Source organism: Kineococcus lubricus, assembly GCF_050871965.1.
Lineage (GTDB): Bacteria > Actinomycetota > Actinomycetes > Actinomycetales > Kineococcaceae > Kineococcus.
This window is the reverse complement of the sequence record NZ_JBJLSK010000013.1, coordinates 58,787-73,133: the sequence shown is the minus strand read 5'-3', so window position 1 is coordinate 73,133 and position 14,347 is coordinate 58,787. Positions and strand designations below refer to the sequence as shown.

Genomic DNA, 14,347 nt, shown 5'->3' with positions numbered 1-14,347 from the left:
CACGGGGCCGTCAACGTCGACACCGACCGCCCGAGCGGTCCCACCTGGCGAGGAACCTCATGGACCTGCCCCTCGACGCCGCCACCCCGGCCGCACCCACCTCCGACAGCGCTCCCGCGATCCACCCCGCGCCGCAGCCCGGCCGGCCGGCCGAACCGCTCCCGCGCGGTTTCGTCCCGCTGCTGGTGATCGCCGCCGTCGGCGCCGGCGCGGCCCAGATGTCCGGCGCCCTGCTCACCTTCCAGCTCAAGGCCACCGTCTTCGGCGACAGCGCCACCACGATCTACTCCCTGTCCAGCGCCCTCGCGGCCGTCTTCACCGTGCTCGCCCTGCCGACCGTGGGCGCCCTCAGCGACCGCTCGCGGTCCCGGTTCGGCCGCCGCCGCCCCTACCTCGTCGCCGCCGCCGCCGCGTTCGCCCTCGGCGGGACGCTGCTCGTCACCGCGACCCACCCCGCGGTGTTCGTCCTGGCCCACCTGCTCATCACCCTCGGGTTCACCACCGCCGGGGTCACGACGATCGCGTTGCTGGCCGACCGGCTGCCGGCGGACCGCCGCGGCCCGACCGCCGCGTTCCTCAGCCTGTCCACCGCCCTGGGCGCCCTGGTCGGCATGGGCGTCACGACGCCCTTCGGTGCCGACCTCGCCCCGATGGTCGCCCTGCCCACCGCCATCGCCGTGCTCGGCCTGCTCGCCCTCACCGCGGTCCTGCGCGAGGAACGCTCCACCCGGCCGCGCACGCCGCTGCGGTGGCGCGAGGTCGTCGGCATCTTCTGGGTCAACCCGCTGCGCTTCCCCGACTTCGCCTTCGTGTTCAGCAGCCGCCTGCTGGTGTTCTCCGGCGTCGCGGCCCTCAACGGCTACCAGGTCTTCTACCTGCTGCGGCGGGTCGGGCTGGAACCGGCCCAGCTCAGCGGGGCGATCCTGCTGACCGTCGTCGTCAACTGCGGGATCTCCCTGCTGGTCGCCCCGGCCATCGGCAAGCTCAGCGACCGCCTCGGCGTGCGCAAGCCGTTCATCCTCGTCGCCGCGATCATCCTGGCCGCCGGCCTCGTCCTGGCCTCGACGGCCACCAGTTTCCCCGCCTACCTCGTCGGCGGTGCCGTGGTCGCCCTCGGTCAGGGGGTCTACTTCGCCGTCGAGCTGACCCTGGCCACGCAGGTCCTGCCCGACCCGGAGAACCCGGCCAAGGACCTCGCCCTCATCAAGGTGGCCGACAACCTGCCGGTGGCGTTCGTCTCCGCCGCCGCCCCCGCCCTGCTGGCCCTGGGCGGCGGGGACAACTACTCCGCCCTGTTCCTGGCCGGCGCGCTGTGCGCCGTCGTGGGCGGATTCCTCATCCAGTTCGTCCGCAGCGCCCGCTGAAACCCACCCGACACGCAGGAGAATCCCCGTGAACCACCCGTTCCCCGACGACTTCCTCTGGGGCGTGGCCACCGCCGGGCACCAGGGCGAGGGCGACAACGTGCACAGCGACACGTGGTTCCTCGAGAACACCGAACCCACGCTGTTCGCCGAACCCAGCGGCCCGGCCTGCCGGACCCTGCGGCTGTGGGAGCAGGACCTCGACCTCGTCGCGGGGATGGGCCTGAACTCCTACCGCTTCTCGGTGGAGTGGGCGCGCGTCGAACCGGTGCGCGGGCAGGTCGACCCCTCGGCGCTGGACCACTACGAACGCGTCGTCGACGGGTGCCTCGAACGCGGCCTGGCGCCCCTGGTCACCTTCAACCACTTCACCGCCCCGCACTGGTTCGCCGCGGCGGGGTCCTGGCTGGGCGACGGCGCGGCCGAACTGTTCGCCGAGCAGTGCGACCGCGTCACCGCCCGCCTCGGCGACCGGATCACCGCCGCCGTCACGCTCAACGAGCCGAACCTGGAGCAGCTGCTGCAGGCCGGGGGGAAGCTCCCGCCGCAGGCCGAGCAGCTCAAGCGCGACATGCTGGCCGCCGCGGCCCGCGCGGCGGGGACCGGGCGCTACTACTCCTCCAACGTCATCCCCGCCGACGTCCAGGACGAGTTCCAGGGCGCGATGACCGCGGCGCACCGCACGGCGCGAGCCGCGGTCAAGGCGCGGCGGGCCGACCTGCCCGTGGGCGTGTCCATCGCGATCGCCGACGACGTGGCGCTGCCCGGGGGCGAGGGACGGCGCGACGCCCGGCGCGCCGCGGTCTACGACCACTGGCTGCGGGTGGCGCGCGAGGACGACTTCATCGGCGTCCAGAACTACGAGCGCGTCGTGCACGGCCCCGACGGGGAGGTCCTGCCCGACGGACCCCGCAACGGCATGGGGACCGTCGTCGAACCCGCGTCCCTGGCCGGGGCCGTCCGGTACGCCCACCAGGTCTCCGGCGTCCCCGTGCTCGTCACCGAGCACGGGCTGCAGACCGACGACGACGCCCTGCGCGTCGCGTTCGTCCCCGCGGCCCTCGCCGAGCTCGGGAGGGAACTCGCGGCCGGGACCCCCGTCCTCGGGTACTGCCACTGGACCCTCCTGGACAACTTCGAGTGGATCTTCGGGTACGGCCCGAAACTCGGTCTGGTCGCGGTGGACCGGCGGACGTTCGCGCGGACCCCCAAGCCCAGCGCCGCCGCCTACGCCGATGCCGTCGCGAGCTACCGCCCCCTGGCCGTGGGCTGACGCGTCCGGTCCGTCCACCGTCCGAGAACCACCGCTGGAGGAACCGTCCCGTGAACCCGCCCACCCCGTCCCCGTTCCCCGTCTCGCCCCGGTGCCGGGTGATCGTCGACAACGACTTCTCCGGGGACCCCGACGGGCTGGTCGGCCTGGCCCACCACCTGCTGTCCCCGGCCAACCGGGTCGTGCTGATCACCAGTTCGTTCCTGCACCCGATGTTCGGCTCGCCGGTGGCGCGGGCCGCCGACGGGGCCCGGATGGCGCGTGAACTCCTCGACGTGGTGGGCCCGGGGACCGCCGTGCCCGTCGCCGCCGGGTGCGACCACGCCCGGGGCGCGGGGGACACCGCGTCGGCGGCGGCGGACGCGATCGTCGCCGAGGCCCGGCGCGAGGACGACCTGCCGCTGCTGCTGGTGTGCGCCGGTCCGCTCACCAACGTGGCCCAGGCGCTGGAGCAGGCCCCCGACACCGCCGGCCGGCTCACCCTCGTCTGGGTGGGGGGTTCCCTCGACCCCGCGGCGGGGGAGTACAACCGCGACACCGACCCGGAGTCCGCGCGGTTCGTCCTGGAGCACCCCGAGCTCCCGGTCTGGCAGTTCCCGCTGGAGACCTACCGCCAGTGCGGGTGCTCGGTCGCCGAGCTGGAGCACGACCTCGCCGGCAGCGGGGCGGTGGGCCGGTGGTTGTGGGAACGCTTCGTCGACCTGGCCGCGTCGATGCCCGACTTCCTGCACGTGCCCAGCGTCTGGCCCCTCGGCGACAGCGTCCCCCTCCTGGTGACCGGGCTCGACGACGGGGCCACCGGTTTCGAGGCGGCCGAGGCGACGCCCGGGCGGGGACCGCGGCGCGTCCACACCCGGGTCGACGCCCGGCTCGTGATCGGCGACATGCTCGCCAGGCTGCGCCTGCACGAAGCGCGCCGGGCGCGTTAGGCCGTCCGGCTCGGCGCCCCGGTCGCCGGTTCCCGGTGCAGCGCGGCGAGCCCGCGCCCGGCGTCGCGGCGGACCGCGGCCGGGGTGCGGTCCAGGACGTCGGCGACGCGCTCGTCGTCCAGGTCGCCGAGGTCGTCACCGAGGTACCGCAGCGCCAGGACGGCGCGCTGCGGTGCGGGCAGGGACCGCAACCGGGCGAGCACGCCGCCGTCCGCGCCGGGGGAGGGGGCCGCGCGCCGGACCCGCCACCGCCAGGAGGTGCCCGCCTCCACGAGCATCCGCTGCACCAGCGGCGTCGGGTCCCCGGCCCGGCCCAGCCGCCCCCAGCGCAGCGACGCCCGCGCCAGCACGTCCTGCACGGCGGCCTCGGCGTCGGCCGGGGGCAGCAGCCCGCGCGCGAGGCGTTGCAGGGCAGCGCCCCGGGCCGCGACGAAGTCCTCGAACGTGATCATCGCGGCCGACGGTAGGGCCGCCCGCCCCGCGCCGTCGTGCCCCTGCCAGGACCAGCCTGGCACCCGCCGGGAGACGGGCCGGGGGCGGGCTCAGTACGCGCGGGTGCGCTGCTCGACGACGAGGTGGACGAGGGCGAAGGTCCCGTCCTCGTCGATGGCGCGCAGCGCGGCGGCCAGGGCGCCGGGCACCTCCACGTCGCGTTCGGCCCGCACGCCGAACCCGCCGAACGCCCGGGCCATGAGCGCGAAGTCGGGGTTCTTCAGCTGAGTGCCGCTGACGCGGCCGGGGTGGTGGCGTTCCTGGTGGGTGCGGATCGTGCCGTACTCGCCGTTGTCGACGACCACGACGAGCGGGGTCGCGCCGTACTGCGCGGCGGTCGCCAGTTCCTGCCCGTCCATCAGGAACTCCCCGTCCCCCGCCACCGTGACGACCCGGCGCCCGGGGTGGGACAGCGACGCGGCGACGGCCGAGGGGACGGAGTACCCCATCGACCCGTTGCGGGCGCTGAGCATCGAGGCGAAACCCGCCGTCGGGAAGTACCGGTGCACCCAGTTGGTGTGCTCCCCGGCGCCGGAGGTCACGACCGCGTCGCGGGGCAGCCCGGGCACGAGGTGCGCCATGAGGGTGTCCACCCGCGCCGGGCCGTCCGCCGGGGTCGCCGGCGGCAGCGCCGCGAAGGCCTCCTGCTCGCCGCGCATCCGCTCGGTCCAGGCGGTCCACTCGGGGCGGACGGCCAGGTCGATGCCGACGAGGTCGCGCACGAAGACGTCGGGCTCGGCGACGACCTGGTACGACACCGCCCCGCTGCGACCGCGCAGCGAGGGGTCCATCGTGACGAGGAAGTTCTTGCGCGACCAGTCCTGCCGCACCAGGAAGCCGTCGGTGAGGGTGTCGCCGGGGACCGTGCCGACGAAGACGAGGAGGTCGGTCTCCTCGAGCAGGTCGTAGGTGGGTTTCGGCCGCCCGTACCCGATGGGCCCGACGTGGCTGGGGGAGTCGAACGGGACGGTGCCCTCGGTGCGCCACTCCGCGACCGCGGGGATGCGGTGCTTCTCCAGCCAGCGCGTGAGCTGCTGCGCCGCAGCGGGTGTCCAGTCGTTGCCGCCGGTGACGAACAGCGGTTTCACCGCCCCGGCCAGGGCCCGAGTCAGCGCCTCCACGTCGCGGGCGGTCATGCCACCGGTCGCGACGGGGATCGGCGGGTGCGCCGGGGTGCGGACCTCGTGGCGCAGCACGTCCTCGGGCAGGCCGACGACGACCGGGCCCGGGCGGCCGCTGCTGGCCGCGAACATTGCCTCGGCCACGATCTCGGAGGCGCGTTCGGCGTCGTCGAGCACCGTGACCCGCTTCGCGCCGGTGTCGAACCACCCCTTGATGTCGAACTCCTGGAACGCCTCCCGGTCCCGGTGGTCGAAGGGGATGAGCCCGACGAACAGCACCATCGGCGTGGAGTCCTGCCAGGCGGTGTGCAGGCCGACGTGGGCGTTCGCGGCCCCCGGGCCGCGGGTGACCACGGCGATCCCGGGCCGGCGGTGCACCTTGCCCTCGGCCTCGGCCATGTGGGCGGCGCCGCCCTCGTGGCGCGTCACGATCGTCTCGATGCCGGAGTCGACCAGCCCGTCGAGGACGTCGAGGTAGCTCTCGCCGGGCACGACGTGCACCCGTTCCACGCCGTGCGCCGCCAGGGCCTCGACGACGACGTGCCCGGCCGTCCGGGGGACGGGTGGGCGGGCGGTGCCCGGGGGCTGGGGGAACTCCGTCAGAAGGTGGGTCACGTTCCGGGAAGCTGGTGAACGCCGGCCCCCGCGCCCGGGGTCCGTGCCTCGATGTTCGCCCCACCTTGCCGTGTCGTGAAGATCTCCCGTTCTTCGCGGCGCGGGGGGTGCGCGGTGGAGGACGTGCGACCGTTCGCGGGACGTCCGGCGCGTCCGCGCCCGCCGGGGCCCGGTCGGGGGCACGCTGGATCCATGTTCGCCACCGTGCAGACGACGGCACCGGCCCTGGAGCGGACCGCGCAGGTCCCCACCCACCACGCGGTGCGCCCCGACCCGGACGAGACGTGCGAGGGGGAGTGCTTCTACTGCCGCTGCCCGGAGACCGACTGACCCCCGGCCGCGGCCCGGCGCGCCGTCAGCCGGGGGCGCCGGCGCGCAGCGCGCGCAGGCCCGCCAGCAGGGCGTCGAGCCCGAGGTCGAACGCCGCCCGCGCGGTGTCCCCGCCGGGCCGGGCCGCGGTCGCGGCGCGCAACGCCGGGGCGGGCAGCCGCCCCGGGTCGAAGATCCCGGTGGGCGCCTGGGTGTCGAGCGCGGAGCCGAGCACGAACGACTCCACCGCGACCACGACGTTGGTCACCAGGTGCGGGGGCCACCCGCCGGCCAGCAGCCCGGCGCACACCTGCTCGTACATCGCGACGGTGTGCGGTGCGCTCTCCACGGGAGTGACCGCCATGACCGGGACGAGCGCCGGGTGGCGCGCGTAGGCGTCGCGGTAGGAGCGCGCCCAGCGGGCCAGCGCCTCGTCCCACGGCAGGTCGGCGAACCCCGAGCAGTCGATCCGGCGGTTCACGTCGTCCTGCACAGCCCGCAGCACGTCGGCCTTCGTCGCGACGTGGTTGTACAGGGCGCTGGGGGCCACCCCGAGGCGGCGGGCCAGGGCCGCCATCGTCAGCCCGTCCTGGCCCCGCTCCTCCAGCAGCCGCACGGCCTCGGCGGTGATCCCCTCCGCGGTCAGCACCGGGCGCGGGGGGCGGCCGCGACCTCGGCGGGCGGGCTGGGCGGGGGGTGCGGGCACCGGGTCATCCTGACGCACTCCCTTGACAGCGGTGGTCCCCGGGCCGTTAATGAAGCCCCATCACTTAGCGAGTCGACGAGGACCCTGGAGGGCCTGTGAACTCCACCGAAACCACCGCCGACGTGGTCGTCGTCGGGGCCGGGCCCGCCGGCCTCAACGCCGCCCGGCACCTGACCCGCGCCGGCCACGACGTCGTCGTCCTCGAGGCCCGCGACCGCGTCGGGGGCCGCACCTGGACCGAGGAGGTCGACGGCGTCACCCTCGAGATCGGCGGCCAGTGGGTCTCCCCGGACCAGACCGAGCTGCTCGGCCTGCTCGACGAGCTCGGGATGAGCACCTACCCCCGCTACCGCGAGGGGGAGTCGGTGTTCATCGGTTCCGACGGCGCCCGCGCCCGGTACCTCGGCGAGACGTTCCCCGTCCCGGACTCCACCGCCAAGGAGATCACCCGCCTGACGGAGATGATGGACGACCTCGTCGCCGCCGTCGGCGCCACCGAACCCTGGGCCCACCCCCGCGCCCGCGAGCTCGACACGACCTCCTTCCGGGACTGGCTGCGGCGCCAGTCCGACGACGAGGAGGCGTGCACCGCGATCGCCCTGTTCATCGCCGGGGCCATGCTCACCAAGCCCGCGCACGCCTTCTCCACCCTGCAGGCCGTGCTCATGGCCGCCTCGGCGGGTTCCTTCACGAACCTCACCGACGAGTGCTTCATCCTCGACCGCCGCGTCGTCGGCGGGATGCAGTCCGTCTCGCAGGCCCTGGCCGCCGAGCTCGGCGACCGCGTCCACCTGTCCACCCCCGTCCGCACGATCCGGCAGACCGCCGACGGGGTGGTCGTGGAGTCCGACCGGGTGACCGTCCGCGCCCAGCGGGTCGTCGTGGCCGTCCCGCCGCCGCTGTTCTCCCGCATCAGCTACGACCCGCCGCTGCCGCGCCGCCAGCACCAGATGCACCAGCACCTGTCGATGGGGCTGGTCATCAAGGTCCACGCCACCTACCCCACCCCGTTCTGGCGCGAGGACGGCCTGTCGGGCACCTGCTTCGGGACCTCCACGCTCGTGCAGGAGGTGTACGACAACACCATCCACGGCGACGACCGCGGGACCCTCGTGGCGTTCGTGGCCGACGAGAAGGCCGACGCGGTGTTCGCGCTGCCCGAGGCCGAGCGCCGCGCGGCGATCCTCGGCTCGATCGCGGAGTTCCTCGGCGAGCGGGCCCTCGAACCGATCGCCTACTACGAGTCGGACTGGGGCAGCGAGGAGTGGACCCGCGGCGCCTACGCCGCCAGCTTCGACCTCGGCGGCCTGGCCCGCTACGGCGCCGACCAGCGCACCCCCGTCGGGCGCATCCACTGGGCCTGCTCGGACCTGGCCGCCGAGGGCTACCAGCACGTCGACGGCGCCCTGCGCTCCGGGCGCGACGCCGCCCGCGACGTCCACCTGGCCCTCGCGTGAGCGCCGACCGACGACGGTACGTCGTCGCCTACGACGGCGAACCCGAGACCCTCCAGTGGGCCCGGACCTTCGCCCGTTCCCTCGACGTCGCCCTCGACGTCGTGGTCGTCGTCCGCAGCGACGACCCCTTCGCCGGGCCCTACCCGCCCGTCGGCGACATCACCGGCGTCATCACCGAGCAGGCGCGCGGCTGGGCGCAGGACGCCCTCGCCCTCCTGCGCGACGGCGACGGGCCCCCCGTCGAGGCCCGCGCCGACGTCCGCACCGCCGCCTCGGTGCCCGAGGGCCTGCTCGAGGCCGCCGCCGAGACCGGGGCGGCCGCCGTCGTCGTCGGCGCCGCCAGCGGCCTCGGCGTCGGGCCGGTCGCCCGGACCCTGCTGCACGCCAGCCCCGTCCCCGTCGTCCTCGTCCCGCGCCGCGAACCGCGCGCCGGCGTCGAGGCGCTGTACGTGGCCGTCGGCACCCGTCCGGGAGCCACCGCCGTCCTGGAGGAGGCGTGGGAAGCTGCCGTGCGGACGGGACTGCCGCTGCACGTCGTCAGCCTCGTCGAGCACGACGTCGAACGTGAGGACCGCGCCCGGGTCGACCCCGACGCGGTGACCCGGGTCCAGGCCCTGGTCGAGGAGATCCGGGCGAACGCCGCACCGGCACAGGTGAGCGTGGAAGTGGGGCGAGGACGCACCATGGCTGAAGCAGTGAGTTCCATCGACTGGGCCGCCGGCGGCCTGCTGATCGTCGGGTCCGCCCGGCTCGCCCAGGGGCGGCAGACGTTCCTCGGGCCCACCGCGGCCCGCATCCTGCGGCACGTCCCGGTGCCCGTCGTCGTCGTGCCCCGCCACTCCCAGCAGCGGGACGCCCGGTGACCGCCGCACCCGAGCAGGAGTCCCAGCGGACCAAGGGGCTCGGCGGCGGGCGCGTCGGGATGCTCGGCGCCGTCGTCATCGGCATCTCGACCATCGCCCCCGCCTACACCCTCACCGGTGCGCTGGGCCCCACCGCCTCCGCGGTCGGCGAGCACCTGCCCGCCATCTTCGTCGTGGGTTTCGTGCCCATGCTGCTCGTCGCCATCGGGTACCGGGCGCTGAACTCGGCCATGCCCGACGCCGGCACCACCTTCACCTGGGGTTCGCGCGCGTTCGGGCCCTGGATCGGGTGGATGGGCGGCTGGGGGCTGCTCGCCGCGACGATCCTCGTGCTGTCCAACCTCGCCGGTGTCGCCGTCGACTTCCTCTACCTCATGCTGGCCCAGCTCACCGGCGACGACTCCCTCGCCGACCTGACCCGCAACGTTCCCCTCAACGTCGCGACCTGCCTGGTGTTCATGGCGCTGGCCTGCTGGATCGCCTACCGCGGCCTGGAGGCCACCAAGGTCGTCCAGTACGTCCTCGTCGCCTTCCAGGTCCTCGTGCTCGTCTGGTTCGCCGTCGCCGCGTTCGCGCACGTCTCCGCCGGGACCGCCCCCGGCGGGCTGAGCATCGACCCGGAGTGGTTCAACCCGTTCGGCGTCGACTCGTTCTCCTCCTTCGCCGCGGGCGTCGCGCTGTCGGTGTTCATCTACTGGGGCTGGGACGTCGTCCTGACCATGAACGAGGAGACGCAGGGCGAGCGCACCACCCCCGGCCGGGCCGCGGTGGCGACCGTCCTGGCCATCGTCGTGCTCTACCTGGCGCTGGCGCTGGCCGTGCTGTCCTACTCCGGCACCGGCACCGAGGGCCTCGGCCTGGGCAACGAGGACATCCAGGAGAACATCTTCGTCGCCCTCGCCGGCCCCGTCATGGGACCGTTCGCGATCCTCATGTCCCTGTCCGTGCTGTCCTCCTCGGCCGCGTCGCTGCAGTCGACGTTCCTGTCCCCGGCCCGCACCATGCTCGCGATGGGGCACTACGGCGCGCTGCCGGCGAAGTACGCGAAGGTCAGCCCGCGGTTCCAGTCCCCGGGGTACGCCACGGTCGTCGCCGGCGTCATCGCCTCCGTGTTCTACGTGGTCATGCGCGTGCTGTCCGAGGACGTCCTGTCGGACACCATCGCGGGCCTGAGCATGATGGTCTGCTTCTACTACGGCATCACGGCGCTGGCCTGCGTCTGGTACTTCCGGGGTTCCTGGTACGGCAGCGCCTCGGCGTTCCTGTCCCGCTGCCTGGCCCCGCTCGTCGGGGGGATCCTCCTGCTGGTGTTCTTCGTGCAGACCGCGGTGGACTCGATGGACCCCGACTACGGGTCCGGTTCGCAGGTCGGCGGGATCGGGCTGGTGTTCCTGCTCGGCGTCGGCGTCCTCGCCCTCGGCGTCGTCGTCATGGTCGTGCAGTTCCTGCGCCGGCCGGGGTTCTTCCGCGGGGAGTCGATCCCGCGCGGGCGCAGCACCACCGACGCCTGACCCCGGCGGTCGCGGCGGGCACCGCCGATGACTTCCGCGGCGGGGCCGGGTCACCACCACCGACCCGACCCCGCCGAGGGAGGAACGCCCGTGCCCGTCCCCCAGGTCCCCCCGCCCCGCCTCGACCTGCGGTCGGGCACGCAGCGGGTGTTCGCGCACCTGCTCGTCGACGCCGCCGTCGTCAGCGTCGTCAACTACACGGTCTGGTTCGCCGTCACGTTCTGGGTCTTCCTCCAGACCCGGTCGGTGTTCGCCACCGGGATGATCGCCGGCGTCTTCGTCGTGGCGACCGCCGCGACCGGCATCTGGTTCGGCAGCCTCGTCGACAACCACCGCAAGCGCACCGTCCTGCAGGCCTCGGCGGCGGTCTCGGCCGCCCTCTACGGCGTCTGCCTCGCGGTGCTCCTGCTGACCCCGGCCGAGGAGTTCACCGACGCCGGGAGCCTGCGGCTGTGGCTGTTCGTCGTCCTGCTGATGGCCGGCGTGGTGGCCGGGAACCCGCGGGGGATCGCGCTGCCGACGCTGGTGACGCTGCTGGTCCCCGAGCACCTGCGCGACCGCGCGAACGGCCTCGTCGGCACCGTGTCGGGGACCTCGATGCTCGTGACCTCCGTGATCAGCGGGGTGCTCGTCGCCTCCGGCGGCATGCTGCACGTGCTGCTGCTCGCGCTGGCCGTCCTCGCGGGCTCGGTGCTGCACCTGGCGCGGGTCGCGGTCCCCGAGGCGCTGCCGGTGCCCACCGCGCAGTCGCCGGGCGGGGTCGACCTGCGCGGCACGTGGCGGCTGGTCCGCGGCGTCCCGGGCCTGGTGCCGCTCATCGCGTTCACCTGCTTCAACAACCTCATCGGCGGCGGCTTCATGGCGCTCATGGACGCCTACGGGCTCTCGCTGGTGTCGGTGCGGGCGTGGGGTCTGCTGTGGGGCGGGCTCAGCGCCCTGATGATCGTCGGCGGTCTGCTCGTGGCGCGCCTGGGGCTGGGGACCCGGCCGGTGCGGCTGCTGCTGCTGGTGAACCTGGCCTCCTGGGCGGCGACGGCGCTGTTCCCGCTGGCGCACTCCGTCCTCACCCTGACCGCCGCCATGGCGGTCTTCATGCTGCTCATGCCCTTCGCGGAGGCGGCCGAGCAGACCGTCCTGCAACGGGTCGTCCCCTACGAGCGGCAGGGGCGGGTGTTCGGGTTCGCGCAGAGCGTCGAGCAGTCCGCGGCCCCGCTCACGGCGTTCCTGCTGGGGCCGCTCACCCAGTTCGCCGTCGTGCCGTCCATGACCGACGGGGCCGCCGCCGCCGCGATCGGCGGCTGGTTCGGGACGGGCCAGACCCGGGCCATCGCCCTCGTCTTCGTCGTCACCGGCCTCACCGGGGTGGTGGCGACGGCGGTGGCACTGCTCAGCCCGCAGTACCGGGCGCTGGCCGCCTCGGCCGCCCGCGCCGAACCCGCACCGGTCAGCGCGTCCGGTCGAGGGTGAACCAGACGACCTTGCCGATGTCGGCCTCGGCCACGCCCCAGCGCGAGGCGGCGGTCTCCAGCAGCGACACCCCGCGGCCCGAGAGGGCCTCGTCGTCGTGGGTCTGCAGCACCGGCACCCGGTCGTTGTCGTCGGCGACCTCGACGTACACCGAGGAGGGGTCCACCACCACGCGCAGCCGCGCGTCGCTGCGGCCGTGCACGATGGCGTTCGTGACCAGTTCGCTGGTCAGCAGCACGGCCGTCTCGGTGGTGTCGTCGTCCAGGCCGTTGCGGGTGCAGCAGCGTTGCGCCGCCCGCCGGGCGTCGCGCACCGCACGGGGGTCGGCCGGCAGCACCAGCTCCACGGTGGACTCCTGCGACGTGGGCCGCGCGGGCGCGGCGTCGGGGTCCAGCTGCAGCACCAGCAGGGCGGTGTCGTCGGCGACGCCACCGGCCCGCACCGTGGCCAGCAGCGCGTCCGCCCACGCCGCGGCCGAGCGGGTGTCGCGGCCCTGCAGCGCCGCCCGGATCGACCCGATCCCGTCGTCGAGGTGCTGACCGCGCCGCTCCACCAGACCGTCGGTGTACAGCACCAGCCCGTCCCCGGCGTCGAGGTCCACGACGTGCTCGTGGCGCTGGCTCGCCGCGTCGACCCCCAGCATCAGGTCCTCGCCGGCGTCGAGGACCTCCACCCGCCCGCCCGCGCGGCGCAGCAGCGGCGGCAGGTGCCCGGCGCTGGACCACCGCACCCGGCGGGCGGTCAGCCCCGGCATCGGCGGGTCGACGACGGCGAGCACGGCGGTGGCCAGGGCCTCCAGACCCAGGCCCGACATCGCCTGGTCGAGCCGGGTCAGCAGCGTCGCGGGCCGGTCGTCGCCGTCGAAGGCGATGCCCCGCACCATGTTCCGCACCTGCCCCATGGCGGCCGCGGCGACCTGGTCGTGCCCGACGACGTCGCCGACGACCAGGACGGTGGCCCCCGAGCGGGTCGCGAAGGCGTCGAACCAGTCCCCGCCGACCTCCGCACCCCGGGCCGCGGGCAGGTAGCGCACCGCCAGCTGCAGGCCCTCGCGCACCGGGGGGCGCGTCAGCAGGCTGCGCTGCAGCGTCTCGGCCATCCGCCGCACCGAGTGGACCTCCTCCGCGGCGGACCGCTCGCGCGTGATCCGCTCCAGCGCCTGCGCGCACTGGGCCGCGCAGCCGTCGAGCAGCTCCAGCTCCTCCACCGAGAACGCGTGGTCCTCGCTCCAGGCCGCGGCCAGCCCGCCGATCACCTCGCCCCCCACCAGCAGCGGCAGCGTCGCCCACGCCCGCCGGCCGTTGTCGGCCCGCACCCGGGCCATCTCGGGGTGGTAGGCGTCGGTGGCCGCCGCGTCCGGCAGCAGGACCCGTTCCCCCGTCCGGGCGCTGTGGCAGACCGGCAGCGGGGAGTCGTGGGGGAGGGTCTGCCACCGGTGGCGGTGGGCGTCGCTGAACCCGCTGCTGATGACGAGCCGCCAGCCGCCCCCGGCGGGCACGGCGATGCCCGCGCCGTCCGCGCCGATCGCGGCGAGGCCGTGCCCGGCCACCGTCCGGACGACGTCGCTCAGCGTGCGGACCGAGGCCAGCCGCAGCGCCGTCTCGGCCAGCGCGCTGGCCCGGTGCGAGGCGCGGACCTGGTCGAGCTGCGCGACCCTCCCCAGCTGCAACCGCGACCACAACGTCCCCTCCAGCCGGGGGTCCGCGGAGTCGTCCGGCCGGTGGTCGCGGACGTACGCGGTGACCTCCTCGACGTGCATCATCAGCAGCGTCGCGCGGTCGCCCTGGACCATCGGCGACACCCGCAGCGACCACCACCGCTCCTCCGGGACACCGTCCTCGGCGGGAGCCACGTCGTACCGCAGCAGCGGCACCACCTCGGTGCGGTGGTGCCGCAGGACCCGCTCGAACAGCTCCCGCAGCAGGTTCCGGCCCTCGAACAGCACGTCCGGGGAGGTGGGGAAGACGTCGAAGCCGTCCCGGCCCAGCAGCTCCTCGCGGCGACGGCCCACCACCGCCAGGAACTCGTCGTTGACGCCGGCGACCGTGAAGTCCGGGAGCAGCAGCAGGTACGCCGTCGGCAGGGCGTCGAAGACGGCGTCCATGGCCAGCGGCGGGGAGGGGGACAGGTCGTCCACGAGCGACTCCGGGATCGGCAGCGACCTCATCGAATCACCGCGCGGCCCCCGGTGTCTCCCCGGGCGCGCGCGGGCCCCCGTCCGCCGGACGGGGGCCCGGCGG

12 protein-coding genes are annotated in these 14,347 nt (G+C 74.8%); 8 read left to right on the top strand and 4 right to left on the bottom strand.

Annotated elements, in window-relative coordinates; translation table 11 throughout:
- The first annotated feature begins 59 nt into the window (after window positions 1-59).
- From ACRYRX_RS11645 to ACRYRX_RS11635, 3 genes are read left to right on the top strand one after another with little or no spacing between them, the layout of a single operon-like run.
- Window positions 60-1,364 (top strand): MFS transporter, encoded by a 1,305-nt coding sequence (locus ACRYRX_RS11645; protein ID WP_432512090.1) that lies wholly within the window; start codon window positions 60-62, stop codon window positions 1,362-1,364.
- Window positions 1,365-1,392: 28 nt separating this feature from the next.
- Window positions 1,393-2,637 (top strand): family 1 glycosylhydrolase, encoded by a 1,245-nt coding sequence (locus tag ACRYRX_RS11640; protein WP_432512089.1) that lies wholly within the window; start codon window positions 1,393-1,395, stop codon window positions 2,635-2,637.
- A 50-nt stretch (window positions 2,638-2,687) separates the two neighbouring features.
- Complete coding sequence (locus ACRYRX_RS11635) at window positions 2,688-3,566, top strand: nucleoside hydrolase (protein ID WP_432512088.1); 879 nt, start codon at window positions 2,688-2,690, stop codon at window positions 3,564-3,566.
- Here ACRYRX_RS11635 and ACRYRX_RS11630 read toward each other — a convergent pair.
- Window positions 3,563-4,018 (bottom strand): SigE family RNA polymerase sigma factor, encoded by a 456-nt coding sequence (locus ACRYRX_RS11630; RefSeq protein ID WP_432512087.1) that lies wholly within the window; start codon window positions 4,016-4,018, stop codon window positions 3,563-3,565. The genes ACRYRX_RS11635 and ACRYRX_RS11630 overlap by 4 nt on opposite strands.
- Window positions 4,019-4,108: 90 nt before the next feature.
- Entirely contained in the window at window positions 4,109-5,782 is a 1,674-nt protein-coding gene (locus ACRYRX_RS11625) for a thiamine pyrophosphate-dependent enzyme (protein ID WP_432512163.1), read from the bottom strand.
- A 204-nt stretch (window positions 5,783-5,986) separates the two neighbouring features.
- Here ACRYRX_RS11625 and ACRYRX_RS11620 point away from each other — a divergent pair, with 204 nt between their 5' ends.
- Window positions 5,987-6,124: a hypothetical protein gene (locus tag ACRYRX_RS11620; RefSeq protein WP_432512086.1), complete on the top strand. Its 138-nt coding sequence runs from the start codon at window positions 5,987-5,989 to the stop codon at window positions 6,122-6,124.
- 25 nt (window positions 6,125-6,149) lie between these two features.
- Here the strand turns inward: ACRYRX_RS11620 and ACRYRX_RS11615 are convergent, their stop codons facing one another.
- Entirely contained in the window at window positions 6,150-6,809 is a 660-nt protein-coding gene (locus ACRYRX_RS11615; protein ID WP_432512085.1) for a TetR/AcrR family transcriptional regulator, read from the bottom strand.
- Window positions 6,810-6,904: 95 nt separating this feature from the next.
- Here ACRYRX_RS11615 and ACRYRX_RS11610 point away from each other — a divergent pair, with 95 nt between their 5' ends.
- From ACRYRX_RS11610 to ACRYRX_RS11595, 4 genes are all read left to right on the top strand, one after another.
- Window positions 6,905-8,266 (top strand): flavin monoamine oxidase family protein, encoded by a 1,362-nt coding sequence (locus ACRYRX_RS11610; RefSeq protein WP_432512084.1) that lies wholly within the window; start codon window positions 6,905-6,907, stop codon window positions 8,264-8,266.
- Window positions 8,263-9,129 carry a universal stress protein gene (locus tag ACRYRX_RS11605; protein WP_432512083.1) on the top strand — a complete coding sequence of 289 codons (867 nt, stop codon included), beginning with the start codon at window positions 8,263-8,265 and terminating at the stop codon, window positions 9,127-9,129. Before ACRYRX_RS11610 ends, ACRYRX_RS11605 begins: the two co-directional genes overlap by 4 nt.
- Before the next feature lie 59 nt (window positions 9,130-9,188).
- Entirely contained in the window at window positions 9,189-10,640 is a 1,452-nt protein-coding gene (locus ACRYRX_RS11600) for an APC family permease (RefSeq protein WP_432512162.1), read from the top strand.
- Window positions 10,641-10,730: 90 nt separating this feature from the next.
- Window positions 10,731-12,107: an MFS transporter gene (locus ACRYRX_RS11595; protein WP_432512082.1), complete on the top strand. Its 1,377-nt coding sequence runs from the start codon at window positions 10,731-10,733 to the stop codon at window positions 12,105-12,107.
- Here the strand turns inward: ACRYRX_RS11595 and ACRYRX_RS11590 are convergent.
- A complete protein-coding gene (locus ACRYRX_RS11590; RefSeq protein WP_432512081.1) occupies window positions 12,085-14,274 on the bottom strand; it encodes an ATP-binding SpoIIE family protein phosphatase in 2,190 nt (729 codons plus the stop codon). The two genes, ACRYRX_RS11595 and ACRYRX_RS11590, sit on opposite strands and share 23 nt — an antisense overlap.
- Window positions 14,275-14,347 lie beyond the last annotated feature (73 nt).